Origin of the sequence: Sphingomonas astragali (assembly GCF_051400615.1) — a bacterium.
In the GTDB taxonomy this organism is placed as follows: Bacteria; Pseudomonadota; Alphaproteobacteria; order Sphingomonadales; family Sphingomonadaceae; genus Sphingomonas.
Genome location: NZ_JBLFFH010000001.1, coordinates 772788 through 785269, shown reverse-complemented (window position 1 = coordinate 785269; position 12482 = coordinate 772788). Strand labels below are relative to the sequence as shown.

Annotated in this window: 14 protein-coding genes; 7 read left to right on the top strand and 7 right to left on the bottom strand. The window is 69.6% G+C overall.

What is annotated here, in order from left to right; all coding sequences use genetic code 11:
* The first annotated feature begins 74 nt into the window (after positions 1 to 74).
* The 4 genes from ACMGER_RS03975 (at position 75) to sdhA (ending at position 4226) form a co-directional block, all read left to right on the top strand.
* Complete coding sequence (locus ACMGER_RS03975) at positions 75 to 1292, top strand: FAD-dependent monooxygenase (RefSeq protein ID WP_436810813.1); 1218 nt, start codon at positions 75 to 77, stop codon at positions 1290 to 1292.
* 326 nt (positions 1293 to 1618) lie between these two features.
* The gene (gene sdhC, locus ACMGER_RS03970; protein ID WP_436810812.1) at positions 1619 to 2035 is read left to right on the top strand and encodes a succinate dehydrogenase, cytochrome b556 subunit; all 417 of its coding nucleotides are present in this window, start codon (positions 1619 to 1621) and stop codon (positions 2033 to 2035) included.
* Positions 2036 to 2037: 2 nt separating this feature from the next.
* Positions 2038 to 2424 carry a succinate dehydrogenase, hydrophobic membrane anchor protein gene (sdhD, locus tag ACMGER_RS03965; RefSeq protein ID WP_436810811.1) on the top strand — a complete coding sequence of 129 codons (387 nt, stop codon included), beginning with the start codon at positions 2038 to 2040 and terminating at the stop codon, positions 2422 to 2424.
* Positions 2424 to 4226, top strand: a complete 1803-nt coding sequence (gene sdhA, locus ACMGER_RS03960) for a succinate dehydrogenase flavoprotein subunit (protein ID WP_436810810.1) — start codon at positions 2424 to 2426, stop codon at positions 4224 to 4226. The genes sdhD and sdhA overlap by 1 nt, the downstream gene beginning before the upstream one ends.
* A 34-nt stretch (positions 4227 to 4260) precedes the next feature.
* Here the strand turns inward: sdhA and ACMGER_RS03955 are convergent, their stop codons facing one another.
* Complete coding sequence (locus tag ACMGER_RS03955; protein ID WP_436810809.1) at positions 4261 to 4722, bottom strand: DUF2721 domain-containing protein; 462 nt, start codon at positions 4720 to 4722, stop codon at positions 4261 to 4263.
* Positions 4723 to 4760: 38 nt separating this feature from the next.
* Between ACMGER_RS03955 and ACMGER_RS03950 the strand changes: the two genes are divergently transcribed.
* Both ACMGER_RS03950 and ACMGER_RS03945 read left to right on the top strand, forming a co-directional pair.
* On the top strand, positions 4761 to 5123 hold the full coding sequence (locus ACMGER_RS03950; RefSeq protein WP_436810808.1) for a SpoIIAA family protein: 363 nt from the start codon (positions 4761 to 4763) through the stop codon (positions 5121 to 5123).
* Between the two features lie 45 nt (positions 5124 to 5168).
* A complete protein-coding gene (locus tag ACMGER_RS03945; RefSeq protein ID WP_436810807.1) occupies positions 5169 to 6263 on the top strand; it encodes a GNAT family N-acetyltransferase in 1095 nt (364 codons plus the stop codon).
* A 58-nt stretch (positions 6264 to 6321) separates the two neighbouring features.
* On the opposite strand, the gene ACMGER_RS03940 is transcribed toward ACMGER_RS03945, so the two are convergent.
* The 3 genes from ACMGER_RS03940 to ACMGER_RS03930 all read right to left on the bottom strand — a co-directional run bounded on the left by ACMGER_RS03940 (position 6322) and on the right by ACMGER_RS03930 (position 8628).
* Entirely contained in the window at positions 6322 to 6447 is a 126-nt protein-coding gene (locus ACMGER_RS03940) for a hypothetical protein (RefSeq protein ID WP_436810806.1), read from the bottom strand.
* An 81-nt stretch (positions 6448 to 6528) separates the two neighbouring features.
* The gene (gene trmB / locus ACMGER_RS03935) at positions 6529 to 7209 is read right to left on the bottom strand and encodes a tRNA (guanine(46)-N(7))-methyltransferase TrmB (RefSeq protein ID WP_436810805.1); all 681 of its coding nucleotides are present in this window, start codon (positions 7207 to 7209) and stop codon (positions 6529 to 6531) included.
* Between the two features lie 33 nt (positions 7210 to 7242).
* Positions 7243 to 8628: an RNB domain-containing ribonuclease gene (locus ACMGER_RS03930; protein ID WP_436810804.1), complete on the bottom strand. Its 1386-nt coding sequence runs from the start codon at positions 8626 to 8628 to the stop codon at positions 7243 to 7245.
* A gap of 115 nt (positions 8629 to 8743) precedes the next feature.
* Here ACMGER_RS03930 and ACMGER_RS03925 point away from each other — a divergent pair, with 115 nt between their 5' ends.
* Positions 8744 to 9355 (top strand): phosphatase PAP2 family protein, encoded by a 612-nt coding sequence (locus ACMGER_RS03925; RefSeq protein WP_436810803.1) that lies wholly within the window; start codon positions 8744 to 8746, stop codon positions 9353 to 9355.
* Between the two features lie 6 nt (positions 9356 to 9361).
* Here the strand turns inward: ACMGER_RS03925 and metK are convergent, their stop codons facing one another.
* The 3 genes from metK to ACMGER_RS03910 form a co-directional block, all read right to left on the bottom strand.
* Positions 9362 to 10546, bottom strand: a complete 1185-nt coding sequence (gene metK / locus ACMGER_RS03920; RefSeq protein ID WP_436810802.1) for a methionine adenosyltransferase — start codon at positions 10544 to 10546, stop codon at positions 9362 to 9364.
* A 73-nt stretch (positions 10547 to 10619) separates the two neighbouring features.
* The gene (gene lnt / locus ACMGER_RS03915) at positions 10620 to 12164 is read right to left on the bottom strand and encodes an apolipoprotein N-acyltransferase (protein ID WP_436810801.1); all 1545 of its coding nucleotides are present in this window, start codon (positions 12162 to 12164) and stop codon (positions 10620 to 10622) included.
* Between the two features lie 9 nt (positions 12165 to 12173).
* Positions 12174 to 12482, bottom strand: a complete 309-nt coding sequence (locus ACMGER_RS03910) for a YciI-like protein (RefSeq protein ID WP_436810800.1) — start codon at positions 12480 to 12482, stop codon at positions 12174 to 12176.

The following is a 12482-nucleotide window of genomic DNA, read 5'->3' as shown; positions in this document are numbered from 1 at the left end:
GCCTCATGCTCCTGCCTTCGCAGGAGCATGAGGCGGCTCCGATCTGAACGGGACCGATCTCTAGGGCAGGGCTTATGGAACGTGCGGACGTCCTCATCCTCGGCGGCGGTCTGGTCGGAAGCGCGCTCGGCATCGCGCTCGACGCGCATGGGCTGAGCTCGATCATCGTCGACCCGGCCGATCCGGCCGCGGTGCTCGCCGCCGACTTCGACGGCCGCGCCTCGGCGATCGCCAGCGCGCCGATGCGGATGCTGGAGGCGATCGGTGTCGGCGGGCGGCTCGCCGGCTTCGGCTGCCCGATCGGGCATATCCGGGTGAGCGACGGCTTGGCGCCCGGCGGGCTCGATTTCGTGCCGGAGAAGGATGAAGGGGCGCTCGGCGTGATGTTCGAGAACCGTCGCCTGCGCGCGGCGCTGATGGCGGCGGCGGACGCGGCGCCGCGGCTCGACCTGCGCATGAAGACCCGGGCGGCTCAGGTAACGCGCGACGCTCATGGCGTCCGCGCGACGCTGAGCGACGGCAGCGAGGTCGCCGCGCCGCTGCTGGTCGGGGCCGAGGGGCGCAATTCGCCGACGCGCGACACGGCGGGGCTCAAGGTCGCGCGCTGGAGCTACGATCATGCCGCGCTGGTCACCTCGCTCCATCATGAGAGGAGCCACGGCAACATCGCCTTCGAGATCTTCTATCCCGAAGGTCCCTTCGCGATCCTGCCGCTCGTCGACGACGAGCATGGCCATCGCTCGGCGATCGTGTGGTCGGTGCGGCGTGACGCCGCGCCGGGGATGCTGAAGCTCTCCGACCGCGGCTTCCTCGCCGAGTGCGAGAAGAAGATGGGCGGCGTGCTCGGGGGCCTTTCGCTGCTGACCGGGCGGTTCAGCCATCCGCTCGGCTTCCACCATGCGGCGAGGATCACCGCCGAGCGGCTCGCGCTGGTCGGCGATGCGGCGCACGGCATCCATCCGATCGCCGGCCAAGGGGTGAACGTCGGCTTCCGCGACGTGGCGGCGCTGGTCGAGGTGCTGGTCGACGGCAAGCGGCTGGGGCTCGACCTCGGCGACGCGCAGCTGCTTGCCCGTTACGAGCGCTGGCGCAGCCTCGACACCTTCATGGTCGCCGCCGCCACCGACGGGCTCACCCGTCTGTTCGGCATCCCCGGCAGGACCGCCAGCGCGGTGCGCCGGCTGGGCCTCTCCGCGGTACAGGCGCTGCCGCCGCTCAAGGAGCGCTTCATGGCCGAAGCGCGCGGTGAGAGCGGCGAGGTGCCGAAACTGCTGCAGGGGCTGCGCGCCTAGCGGATCGTCTCGGTCTCCCTCATCGCCACCGAGGCCTGGCTCGTGGGTGGGCGCCGGGTCAAATCGGGCAAGAAAGGAAGCCCTTCCAAAGGCTAAACGGCGCGCGGACGATGATGGCGGCCGACAATCCGTTCATCTCGACACCATGACGGTCACCGACATGCTGATCGTCTTCGCGCTCGGCATGTTCGTGGTGCAGCGGATCGAGATGTATCTGCGCGCGCCCCGGCTGCTGGAGGAGGCGCGCGCCGCCTGACCGGCGTTCAGATGCTTGCATCATGAGCCGACCGGCGTAAGGAACCTCTCGCCTGCCGAAAGGAACCGTCTTGGCCACCGCCCGCAACGTCAACCGCCCGCTCTCGCCGCATCTCCAGGTCTGGAAATGGGGCCCGCACATGCTGGTTTCGATCCTGCATCGCGCCACCGGTTCGGCGATGGCGACGGTGGGAACGGTGCTGCTGGTCTGGTGGCTCGCCGCGGCCGCTTCGGGCAAGGAGGCCTATGCCACCTTCCTCGAGCCGTTCACCTACAAGGCCGGCGGGCTCAACGTCGTCGGCTATGTCTTCGGCATCGGCCTGACGCTGACCTTCTTCATCCACATGGCCAACGGCATCCGCCATTGGTTCATGGATGTCGGCGCCAATTTCGAGCTCAAAGGCAACAAGACGTCGTCGATCGCGGTGCTGGCTTTCGGCATCCTCGCGACCATCGCCTATTGGGCCTATCTGATCTGGGGGAAATGACCATGGCGAACCGCACCGCGCTCGGCCGCGTCCGCGGCCTCGGCAGCGCCAAGGAGGGCGCGCATCACTGGATCAACCAGCGGATCACCTCCGGCTCCAACCTGGTGCTGATGCTGTGGCTGGTGATCAGCCTCGCGCGGCTGCCGGCCCATGACTTCGAGAGCATCACCCGCTGGCTGCATTCGCCGTGGGCGGCGATCCCGATGGTGCTGCTGATCGTCAGCGTCTTCTATCACTTCCGCCTGGGCCTCCAGGTGGTGATCGAGGACTATCAGCACGACGAGAGCCGCATCGTGCTGCTCCTCCTGCTCAACTTCTTCACCGTGGGGGCGGCGGCGGTCGCCATCTTCTCGGTGCTCAAGATCGCCTTCACCGGGACGCCCGCCTGATGCCTGACGCCTACAAGATCATCGACCACAGCTACGACGCCGTCGTCGTGGGTGCCGGCGGCTCGGGCCTGCGTGCGACGATGGGCATCGCCGAGAGCGGGCTCAAGACCGCCTGCATCACCAAGGTGTTCCCGACGCGCAGCCACACCGTCGCGGCGCAGGGCGGCATCGCCGCCAGCCTCGGCAACATGGGCCCGGACCATTGGACCTGGCACATGTTCGATACCGTCAAGGGCTCCGACTGGCTCGGCGACCAGGACGCGATCGAATATATGGTCCGCGAGGCCCCGGCCGCGGTCTACGAGCTCGAGCACGCCGGCGTGCCGTTCAGCCGTACCGAGGCGGGCAGGATCTACCAGCGCCCGTTCGGCGGCATGATGCAGAACATGGGCGAGGGCCCGCCCGCGCAGCGCACCTGCGCCGCCGCCGACCGCACCGGCCACGCGATGCTCCACGCGCTCTACCAGCAGAGCCTCAAGTATGACGCCGACTTCTTCGTCGAATATTTCGCCATCGACCTGATCATGGAGAATGGCGCCTGCCGCGGCGTGATCGCGCTGTGCATGGAGGACGGCTCGATCCACCGCTTCCGCAGCCATGCGGTGGTGCTGGCGACCGGGGGTTACGGACGCACCTATTTCTCGGCGACCTCGGCGCATACCTGCACCGGCGACGGCGGCGGCATGGCGCTGCGCGCGGGCCTGGCACTCCAGGACATGGAGTTCGTCCAGTTTCATCCGACCGGCATCTACGGCGCCGGCGTCCTCATCACCGAGGGCGCGCGCGGCGAGGGGGGCTACCTCACCAATGCCGAGGGCGAGCGCTTCATGGAGCGCTATGCCCCCAGCGCCAAGGACCTCGCCAGCCGCGACGTCGTCGCGCGCTCGATGGCGATGGAGATCCGCGAGGGCCGCGGCGTCGGCGCGGAGAAGGACCATATCTTCCTCCACCTCGACCATATCGATCCCAAGGTGCTGCACGAGCGCCTGCCCGGCATCACCGAGACCGGCAAGATCTTCGCCGGCGTCGACCTCACCCGCCAGCCGCTGCCGGTGGTGCCGACCGTCCACTACAACATGGGCGGCATCCCGACCAACTATCACGGCGAGGTCGTGCAGCTGCGTGACGGCAATCCCGACGCGGTCGTCCCCGGCCTGTTCGCGGTCGGCGAGGCGGCGTGCGTCTCGGTGCACGGCGCCAACCGCCTTGGCTCCAATTCGCTGATCGACCTCGTCGTGTTCGGCCGCGCCACCGGCAAGCGCATCGCCGAGATCGTCAGGCCCGACACGCCTCACAATCCGCTGCCGAAGGGCTCGGAGGAGCTGGCACTCGGCCGTCTCGACCATTTCCGCAACGCCAAGGGCGGCACGCCGACCGCGCGCATCCGCCTCGACATGCAGCGCACCATGCAGGCGCATTGCGCGGTGTTCCGCACCCACGAGCTGATGGCGGAAGGCATCGCGCGGATGGAGCAGGTCTATGCGTCGATGCAGGACATCGCCGTCACCGACCGCTCGCTGATCTGGAACACCGACCTCGTCGAGACGCTCGAGCTCGACAACCTGATCGGCCAGGCGATGGTGACGATCCGCGGCGCGATCAACCGCACCGAGAGCCGCGGCGCGCACATGCACGAGGACTATCCCGAGCGCGACGACGCCAACTGGATGAAGCACACCATCGCCACCTTCGACGGCTGGGGCGGCAAGGGCGGCGCGACCAAGATCGACTACCGCCCGGTGCACGACTACACGCTCACCGACGACGTCGAGTACATCAAGCCGAAGAAGCGGGTGTATTAAGCGCCGAGGGGCTGCCTCTCTTCGGGCGGCCCTCCTAGCTCCGCTCCCGCTCCAGCAGCTCCGAACGGACATGGACGGCGCGCAGCGACATGCGCACCTCGATCAGGAACAGGAGCAGCCCGACCATCAGCGCCGCCATCGCGATGATGAACATCACCGCGACCGTGCTGCCGATATGGAGGTTGACCAGCCGCGCGATGAACATCAGCGCCACCACCGCGCAGATCGCGACCGAGCTGGCGACGCAGAACGACAGCGCCCAGTTGATGACGAGGATACGTCGATCGAGGATGCGCAGCTCCCAGACGTGACGGTCGTGCTCCGGCCCCGACGAGCGCGGGTGCAGCGCCTCCAGCGCGCGGACGCGGTCGACCACGCGCGACATGCGCCCGGCGAGCACGTTCAGGATCGATCCCAGGCCGGCGAGCAGGAACACCGGCGCGATCGCGGCCTGGATCGTCTCGGCGACGGTGGAGAGCCCGGGAGAGAAACCCATGCGGGCGACGTTATGGCGAAGGGACGAAGGAGGCAATCATGCTGACGATGACCACCGATGAGGCGACGGGGCTGGTCGAGCTGACCGTCGACGGACGGATCGATCGCGCGGAGTTCGCGCGGGTGGTGGCCGAGCTCGAACGGCTGCTGGAGACGCACAAGCAGCTGAATGTCGTCGAAGTGATCCGGAACTTCGAGGGGATCGATCCGGCATTGTGGTGGCAGGACGTGAAATGGAGCCTCGGCCATATCCACCGCTTCGCCCGGGCGGCGGTGGTGACCGATTCGGGCTGGATCGGACCGGTGGCGCGGGCATTGGGCGCGCTGATGCCGTCGGAGATCCGCACCTTCCCGCTCGACAGGCTGGACGAAGCGCGGCGCTGGGCGGCGGAGCGGCGATGAGGCTGGGAACCCGTTGGTAACGCCTCTGCGTTACAGCGCCTTCTCATGAACAAGCCGATGCCGCTTGCCGATTTCGCGCGCCTGCCGCCGGTGCACAGCGCGCAGCTCGGCGACGGGCTTGCCGGCGCGATCGACATGGTCGCCGAACGCGCGCGACCGAGCCACCGCTTCCTGCGCTACGGCTGGTATGCCGCGGCGCTGCAGACCTATGGCGGCGAGGCACGCACGTTGATCGTCGAGCGCGAGGGAGCGCCGGTGCTGGCGCTGCCCCTGGTCCGGCTCGGGCCGAAGTGGCTGGCCATGGCGGCGGTGCCGGGATGCTATTGGCCGTTCCGCAGCTTTCCCACCCGCGCGGACGTGACCATGGGAACGTTCGACGCTGCGTTGGCGAGACTGGCCAAGTCAGTGACGGCGCTGCGGATCGGACCCGTCTACGACGGCGACGTGAGTGCCGAACCGCTGATCGTCGCCGCACGGGCGCGCGGCTGGGCGGTGATCGATCGCTTCGTCGCCGACAGCTACCTGCTCGACATCGCCGCCGAGCAGGCGAAGGGTCCATGGCCGCGTACCTCGACGCTGAAGAAGAACCGCTTCCACGAGAAGCACCTTGCCGATCACGGAGTGCTCGACTGGCGCTTCGTGAACGCAGCGGAATGGACGGCGCAGGTATTCGATGATCTCGCCGGGATCGAGCAGGCGAGCTGGGTCGCGATGAGCACCGACGGCCGCGACGCCAAATTCACCGAAAGCGGGCACGGCCAGTTCTGGCGCGCCGCCGCTGCCGATCCGGTGATCGCGGGAATGATGTGGGCGGCGGTGCTCGACGTCGCCGGCAAGCCGGCCGCCTTCTCGTTCGACCTCAACGCGGGCGGCCTCAAATATGCGATCGCGAACAGCTACGACCCAGCTTATGCCAAGCATTCGCCCGGCAAGCTGCTCTACTACCGCAACCTCGTGCGCGGAATCGAGGACGGCATCCGCACCGTCGATTGGGGCGCAGGCGACAGCGGCTACAAGCGCACCATCGGCGCCGAACAGGGACCTGCGATCCGCGACTGGCTGCTGGTGCGGCCGGGCCTCCCCGCGCTGGTCGCGAAGGCGCTGGCCGTTGCGTGGCGGCGGAGCGGCAATCGGGGCTAGGTGAGATCGCCTCGAATTGAAGCGTCATCCCGGCTTTCGCCGGGATGACGATATGGGCTCAATCCTCGCGCGGCGGCTGGGCGCGGCGTTCCGCGACGCGGCGCTCGGGACCTGGATAGACCGGATCGTCGGTAACGCGACGGTCGCCGTTGCGGCGCTCGGTCTTGGCTTCCTTGTCGAGCATAGAAGGCCTCCTGATCGTCCGGTCTCATGCGACCGGGACGTGAGGATAGCCGCTGATGGTTAACGAATCGCTCCCGTTATGTCAGGCGCGCAGGTAGCGGAAATACCAGACTTCGTGACCCTGGCGACGTGCCTTGCGTTCGTATCGGGTCTCGGGCCAGTCGGCGGGGCGGGTGAGGAAATCGCGCGGATGGCGCGCCTGCCAGGCGAAGTCGCGGCGACGGCCCATCACCATCATCGACCAGCGGCAATAGGTGGGATCGTCGGTGCCGAGGCGGAACTCGCCGCCGGGCCTGAGTTTGGCGGCGATCAGGTCGAGCGGCCCGTCGTTGACCATGCGCCGCTTGGCGTGGCGTGCCTTGGGCCAAGGATCGGGATGAAGCAGATAGACGCGCTCCAGGCTGGCGTCGGGCAGGCGATCGATCACCTCGATCGCGTCGCCCATGTGCAGGCGGACGTTCTCCAACCCGCCGTCGCGGATGTGACCGAGCGCGCCGACCACGCCGTTGAGGAACGGTTCGCAGCCGATGAAGCCGGTGCCGGGCCGCGCCGCCGCCTGGGCCGCGAGATGCTCGCCGGCGCCGAAGCCGATCTCGAGCTCCAGCGGGCGGTCATCGCCGAATAGGATGTCGGCGCCGAGCGAACCGACGCCGGGAATCGCGACACGGGGCAGCAGTTCCTCGATCAGCGCCGCCTGTCCCGCGCGAAGCTTGTGGCCCGAACGGCGGCCGTAGAGCTGACGATGGGTGGCGGGATCGATCATGGTGGGCGCGCTTAGGGGCAGCGAGGGCCTATGTCACCCCACCCGCTCGAACGCGAGGCTGCGGCGGTCGGGATCGGCCGCCTCCAGCCGCACGCGCACGGCATCGCCGGGACGCACGCGATGCGCCGAGACACGCGCCACGATCGGCAGCTCGGCGAGCTGGATGCGGGCGCCGCGTTCGTCGATGTCGGTGACCACCGCCGCGAACATCTCGCCGACCCGGTCGCGCAGCATGATCGCCTCGGCGAGGTCGATCACCGCATTGTCGATCCGTCCGCTCAGTGCGCCGGCGCGGGCCATCACCTTGGGCAGCCGCTCGAACGCCGCCGCGACCGCGTCGGGCACCGGTCGGCCATTGGCGACGGCGAGCGTCGCCTGCACGACATAGCGATCCGCGAGCCGGCGGAGCGGCGCGGTCGCCTGGGCATAGGTGGCGGCCATCGCCGCGTGCCACGGCACCACGCCGTCGCGATACGGGGCGTAGGAGGCGCCGTTCCCGGCGCGGCGGATCGCGAGCATGAAGGCGGCATGGCGCGGGTCGGCGGCGTCGAGCGTGCGCTCGAACTGCTTGAGCGTGACCTCGCCCGGCCAATCGAGGCCGAATGCCCGCGCGGTGTGTCGCAGCCGGGCGACTGCCTGCTCGCTCGCGCCTGCCATCACCCGGAACAGGCCGGTGCGATGCGCCTGCAGTGCGGCGGCGATCGCGAGATTGGCCGCCAGCGACAGTGCGGCGTTGTGGTCCTCCGTCGCCAGCCGCGGGCGGAAGGCGAGCCGGTAGCGTCCGTCGCCGAGCGCGATCACCTCCTGCTCGGGCGGATCGACACGGGCGGCGCCGCGGTGATCCTCGGCGGTCTGGATGCGTCGGGCGAGCTCGGCGAAGCCGTCCGGCAGATCCTCCTCACGGACGGTATCGTAGGCGAGCTTGGCGGCGGAGCGGATCAGCCCGCGCTCGGCGCCGTCGAGGTGCGCGATGCCGTCAGGCGGCACCCGGACGGTGAATACCACCGCCGGACGGGGGCCGTCGGGAAGCAGGCTGGCCGCGCCTTGGCTCAGCACCTTGGGATAGAGCGGCGCCTTGCCGTCGGGAAGGTAGAGCGTCTCGCCGCGCCGCCACGCCTCGGCGTCGATCGCGCCATCGTCGTCGACGAACCAGGCGACGTCGGCGATGGCGTAGTGGAGCAGCAGGTCGGCGCCGCTGCGCTCGATCGCGAAGGCCTGGTCGAGGTCGGTCGAGGTCGCAGGATCGAGCGTGACGAAGCGCGCGCCGGTGCGGTCGACATGATCGGCGGGCGTGCGCGCGGCGGCGGCGTTGGCGGCGGCGATGACCTCGGGCGGGAAGTCGGCGGGAACCTGGAACTCGTGGCGGAGCCTGGCGAGGCCCTCAGCCAGTGCCCGGTTCGGATCGGCGAGCGTCTTCATCACCGCCGTGGTAGAGCCTCGGCGCGCGTGCCGGAAGCCCGGAGCAAAGCGCCAGAACAAGCGCCGAAGCAAGCGGTGGACGGAGCGCATCGGCCCCTCGACCGTTCGGCACCGCATGAGCAAGTCGGCCAAGCAGGCGAAACACGCCGTCAAGCACCTCCACAACGCCGATCGCCGGCTCGGCAGACATGCGGCCAAGGCGCGGCGTCATCCGGTCGTCCGCGCGGCACATGCCGTGAGCCAGGCGGCCGACCAGCCGCCGTTGTTCATCGCTTCGGGGGTGACGCTCGCCGCCGGGCTGCTGCTGCGCCGGCCGGGGCTGGTGCGTACCGGAGCGCGCATGTTCCTCGCCCACGGCATCGCCACCGGCCTCAAGTACGCGCTCAAGCGCAGCGTCGATCGCACGCGGCCGGAGCAGGCCGCGAGGACCGGCAAGAGCAGGTTCAAGCCCGGCCACAGCGACGCGCACGAGCTGAGCTCCTTTCCGTCCGGCCACACCGCCGGCGCGGTCGCCGTCGCCAAGGCGGTGGCGGGCGAGCAGCCGCAGGCGGCGCCGCTGGCCGCCGCTGCGGGCGGAGTCGCCGCGACGCAGCTGCCGGCGGGCAAACATTATCTCAGCGACGTGATCGCCGGCATCGCGATCGGCTGGCTCGCCGACACCGGTGCGAAGCTCGCGCTGCGCGCCGCCGAGCGCGCCCTCGACCGGTCCGGCCGCGCCGGGACCTGAGGCGCCTCAGCCGAGCTCCGCCTTGAGCGCGTCGACCAGGTCGGTGCGCTCCCAGGTGAACAGGTCGCCGTCCGCCTTGCGGCCGAAGTGTCCGTAGGCGGCGGTCGGCTGATAGATCGGCTTGTTCATGCCCAGGTGGGTACGGATGCCCTTGGGCGTCAGGCGCACGAGCTTGGGCAGCGCCGCCTCGATCTTCGCCTCCTCGACCTTGCCGGTGCCGTGGGTGTCGACGTAGAGCGACAGCGGCTCGGCGATGCCGATCGCGTAGGAGAGCTGGATCGTGCAGCGCTTGGCGAGACCGGCGGCGACGATGTTCTTGGCCAGGTAGCGGCTGATGTACGCCGCCGAGCGGTCGACCTTGGTCGGGTCCTTGCCCGAGAAGGCGCCGCCGCCGTGCGGGGCCGCGCCGCCATAGGTGTCGACGATGATCTTGCGGCCGGTGAGGCCGGCGTCGCCGTCCGGGCCGCCGATCTCGAACATGCCGGTCGGATTGACGTAGATCTGGCTCTGGTCGGCCGGCATCCAGCCCTTGGGCAGCACCTCCTCGAACACGGTCATCACATAGTCGCGCAGCTGGCGCTGGCCGGCGTCGTTCGACAGCGCCTTGCTGTGCTGGGTCGAGACGACCAGCGCCGTGGCGCCGGTGGGAACGCCGTCTTCGAACTTCAGCGTCACCTGGCTCTTGGCGTCGGGCTCGAGGAAGTCGACGACCTTGGCATGGCGGTCCTGCGCCAGCTTCTCGAGGATGCGGTGCGAATAATAGAGCGTCGCCGGCATGAGGTCCGGCGTCTCGTCGCAGGCGAAGCCGAACATGATGCCCTGGTCGCCGGCGCCCTCGTCCTTGTTGCCGCTCTCGTCGACACCCTGGGCGATGTGCGCGCTCTGGCCGTGGAGATGGCAGGCGAAGTCGGCGGTCTGCCAGTGGAAGCCGTGCTGCTCGTAGCCGATGCGCTTCACCGTCTCACGCGCGGCCTTCTCGATCTCGTCGAGCGTGGGGAAGGTCTCTTGGTTGCAGCGGACCTCGCCGGCCAGGACGATGCGCTGCGTCGTCACCATCGTCTCGCAGGCGACCCGCGCCACGGGATCGCGCGAGAGGAACAGATCGACGACCGCGTCGGAGATCTGGTCGGCGACCTTGTCGGGATGGCCTTCGGAGACCGATTCGGAGGTGAAGAGATAGTTCGTACGCATGGGTTGCAGCCTTAATCCGGGGCGCGGGCGCGCGATATAAAGAAATGCTTATGTGTCTATATGCGGTCGCGGCCTAGCGTCGGCGGAGCGCGGCTGCAAGCGCGAGCAGCATCATCACGGCGATCGCGGCGCTCCAGTTGCCGAGGCGCGAGAACAAGGTCGGCGGCAGCGGGCGCGGCATCGGCAGCTCGATCGCGCCCATCGTGTGACGGGGAATCGCGCCGAGCAGCCGGCCGTCGGCGGCGATCGCCGCCGAGATGCCGTTGGGCGTCGCGCGGACGATCGGCAGCCCCTCCTCGATCGCGCGCATCCGCGCCTGGGCGAGATGCTGCGGCGGGCCCCAGTTGCCGAACCAGCCGTCGTTGGAGGGATTGAAGATCAGCGCCGGCCGATGCGCGCGGTCGACCACCTGCCCCGAGAAGATGATCTCGTAGCAGATCTGCATCCCCACCGGACCGAAGCCGGGCACGTCGAGCGTGCGCGGGCCGGGTCCGGGCAGGAAGTCGATCTCGCCCGCGACGAGACGCGACAGGCCGATCGGCTCGAGCAGCGGGCGCATCGGCAGATATTCGCCGTATGGGACGAGATGCGCCTTGTCGTAGCGCTCGCCGAGCCGCGCGTCGGGGCCGACGACGAAGATCGAATTGCCGGCGCCGGTCAGCTCGCCCTGCTCGCCCGGCCGGTCGAACATGAGCGCGGTGCCGCCGACCAGGGCGCGGTCGTGCGGACCCAGTGCGCGAGCGATCGTGCCGCGCGTCGCAGGCGCGGGTCCGCGATGGTACCACCAGTGTGGATAGCCGTCCTCGAGATAGGGATCGACCGATCCCTCCGGCCACACCACCAGCCGCGGGACGGGGCCGGGGCGGCCGGACAGCGCGACCATCGTGCGCAGGATGCGCTGGGCATAGTCGGGCGCCGCGACCTCGTCCTGGCCGATGTTGGGCTGGACGATGCGGACCTTGCGGGTTGGATCGGCGGGCGGCGCATAGGGCACGGCGAGCAGGACCGCCGCAAGCGCGAGCGGCCCGAGCACCGCCGCAGCGAAACGCCAGCGCTTCCTCGCGAGCAGCAACAACGCTCCGGCGGCAAGGATGGCGACGCCGGACAGGACATAGGTGCCGACCCAGGCGGCGAGCCGTGCGACGCCGGCCAGCGGCAGCCAGGCGACGCCGAGCGGGTCCCAGGCATAGCCGGTGAACATCGTCGCGCGCAGCCACTCGGCGACGATCCAGGCGGCGGCGAACATGAGGACGAAGGCCGCGCCTGGCCGCGTCGTCCCGTCGCCCGCCGCGCGGGGACTCGCCAGGCGCCACGCGAGGCCGGCGGCGAGCATCGGATAGACGGCGAGATAGAGCGCGAGCAGGACCACCGCGACATAGCCGAGCACCGGCGGCATCTTGTCCTGGAAGTCGAAGGCGTGTTGGATCCAGTTGTTGTTCACCGTGAAATGGCCGACGCCGAACAGCCAGCCGATCAGCAGCACGCGCCGGAGGTTCGGCGCGTCGTGGACGAGCTTCATCCACCAGGCGAAGGCGGCGAGCGTCACCGGCCACCAGTCGAGCGGCGCGAACCCGGTCGCGGCGAGCGCGCCGAGCAGGAGGGAGAGGAGGAGGGTCACCGCCGGCGGTCAGGCATCGGCGCGGACGGGCGTGGCGGCGCCTTCGCCCACCACCGTGGTCCAGGGCCGTACCTCCCAGCGCCGGACCAGGCCGTTCGCGACATAGGGATCGGCCCGGGCGAACGCCTCCGCGACCGCGGGGCCGTCGCCGCTGAACAGCAGCACCGCGCGGTCGGCGGGATCGGCGAGCGCGCCGGCCAGGGTGAGCTCGCCGCGATCGGCCGCTGCCCAGGCGAGCTTCAGATGGAGGTCGCGATGCGCCGGGCGCCGGTCGAGATAGTCGGACGCAAGCTCGTAGATCAGCAGATAATGCGCCAT

Coding starts and splice junctions, on each gene's coding strand:
- ACMGER_RS03910 (WP_436810800.1), bottom strand. CDS start 12,482: ATGGCGCATTATCTGCTGATCTACGAGCTTGCGTCCGACTATCTCGAC.
- metK (WP_436810802.1), bottom strand. CDS start 10,546: ATGCGTACGAACTATCTCTTCACCTCCGAATCGGTCTCCGAAGGCCAT.
- ACMGER_RS03925 (WP_436810803.1), top strand. CDS start 8,744: ATGAGCAAGTCGGCCAAGCAGGCGAAACACGCCGTCAAGCACCTCCAC.
- ACMGER_RS03950 (WP_436810808.1), top strand. CDS start 4,761: ATGCTGACGATGACCACCGATGAGGCGACGGGGCTGGTCGAGCTGACC.
- sdhA (WP_436810810.1), top strand. CDS start 2,424: ATGCCTGACGCCTACAAGATCATCGACCACAGCTACGACGCCGTCGTC.
- ACMGER_RS03930 (WP_436810804.1), bottom strand. CDS start 8,628: ATGAAGACGCTCGCCGATCCGAACCGGGCACTGGCTGAGGGCCTCGCC.
- ACMGER_RS03955 (WP_436810809.1), bottom strand. CDS start 4,722: ATGGGTTTCTCTCCCGGGCTCTCCACCGTCGCCGAGACGATCCAGGCC.
- ACMGER_RS03940 (WP_436810806.1), bottom strand. CDS start 6,447: ATGCTCGACAAGGAAGCCAAGACCGAGCGCCGCAACGGCGACCGTCGC.
- ACMGER_RS03945 (WP_436810807.1), top strand. CDS start 5,169: ATGAACAAGCCGATGCCGCTTGCCGATTTCGCGCGCCTGCCGCCGGTG.
- trmB (WP_436810805.1), bottom strand. CDS start 7,209: ATGATCGATCCCGCCACCCATCGTCAGCTCTACGGCCGCCGTTCGGGC.
- ACMGER_RS03975 (WP_436810813.1), top strand. CDS start 75: ATGGAACGTGCGGACGTCCTCATCCTCGGCGGCGGTCTGGTCGGAAGC.
- sdhD (WP_436810811.1), top strand. CDS start 2,038: ATGGCGAACCGCACCGCGCTCGGCCGCGTCCGCGGCCTCGGCAGCGCC.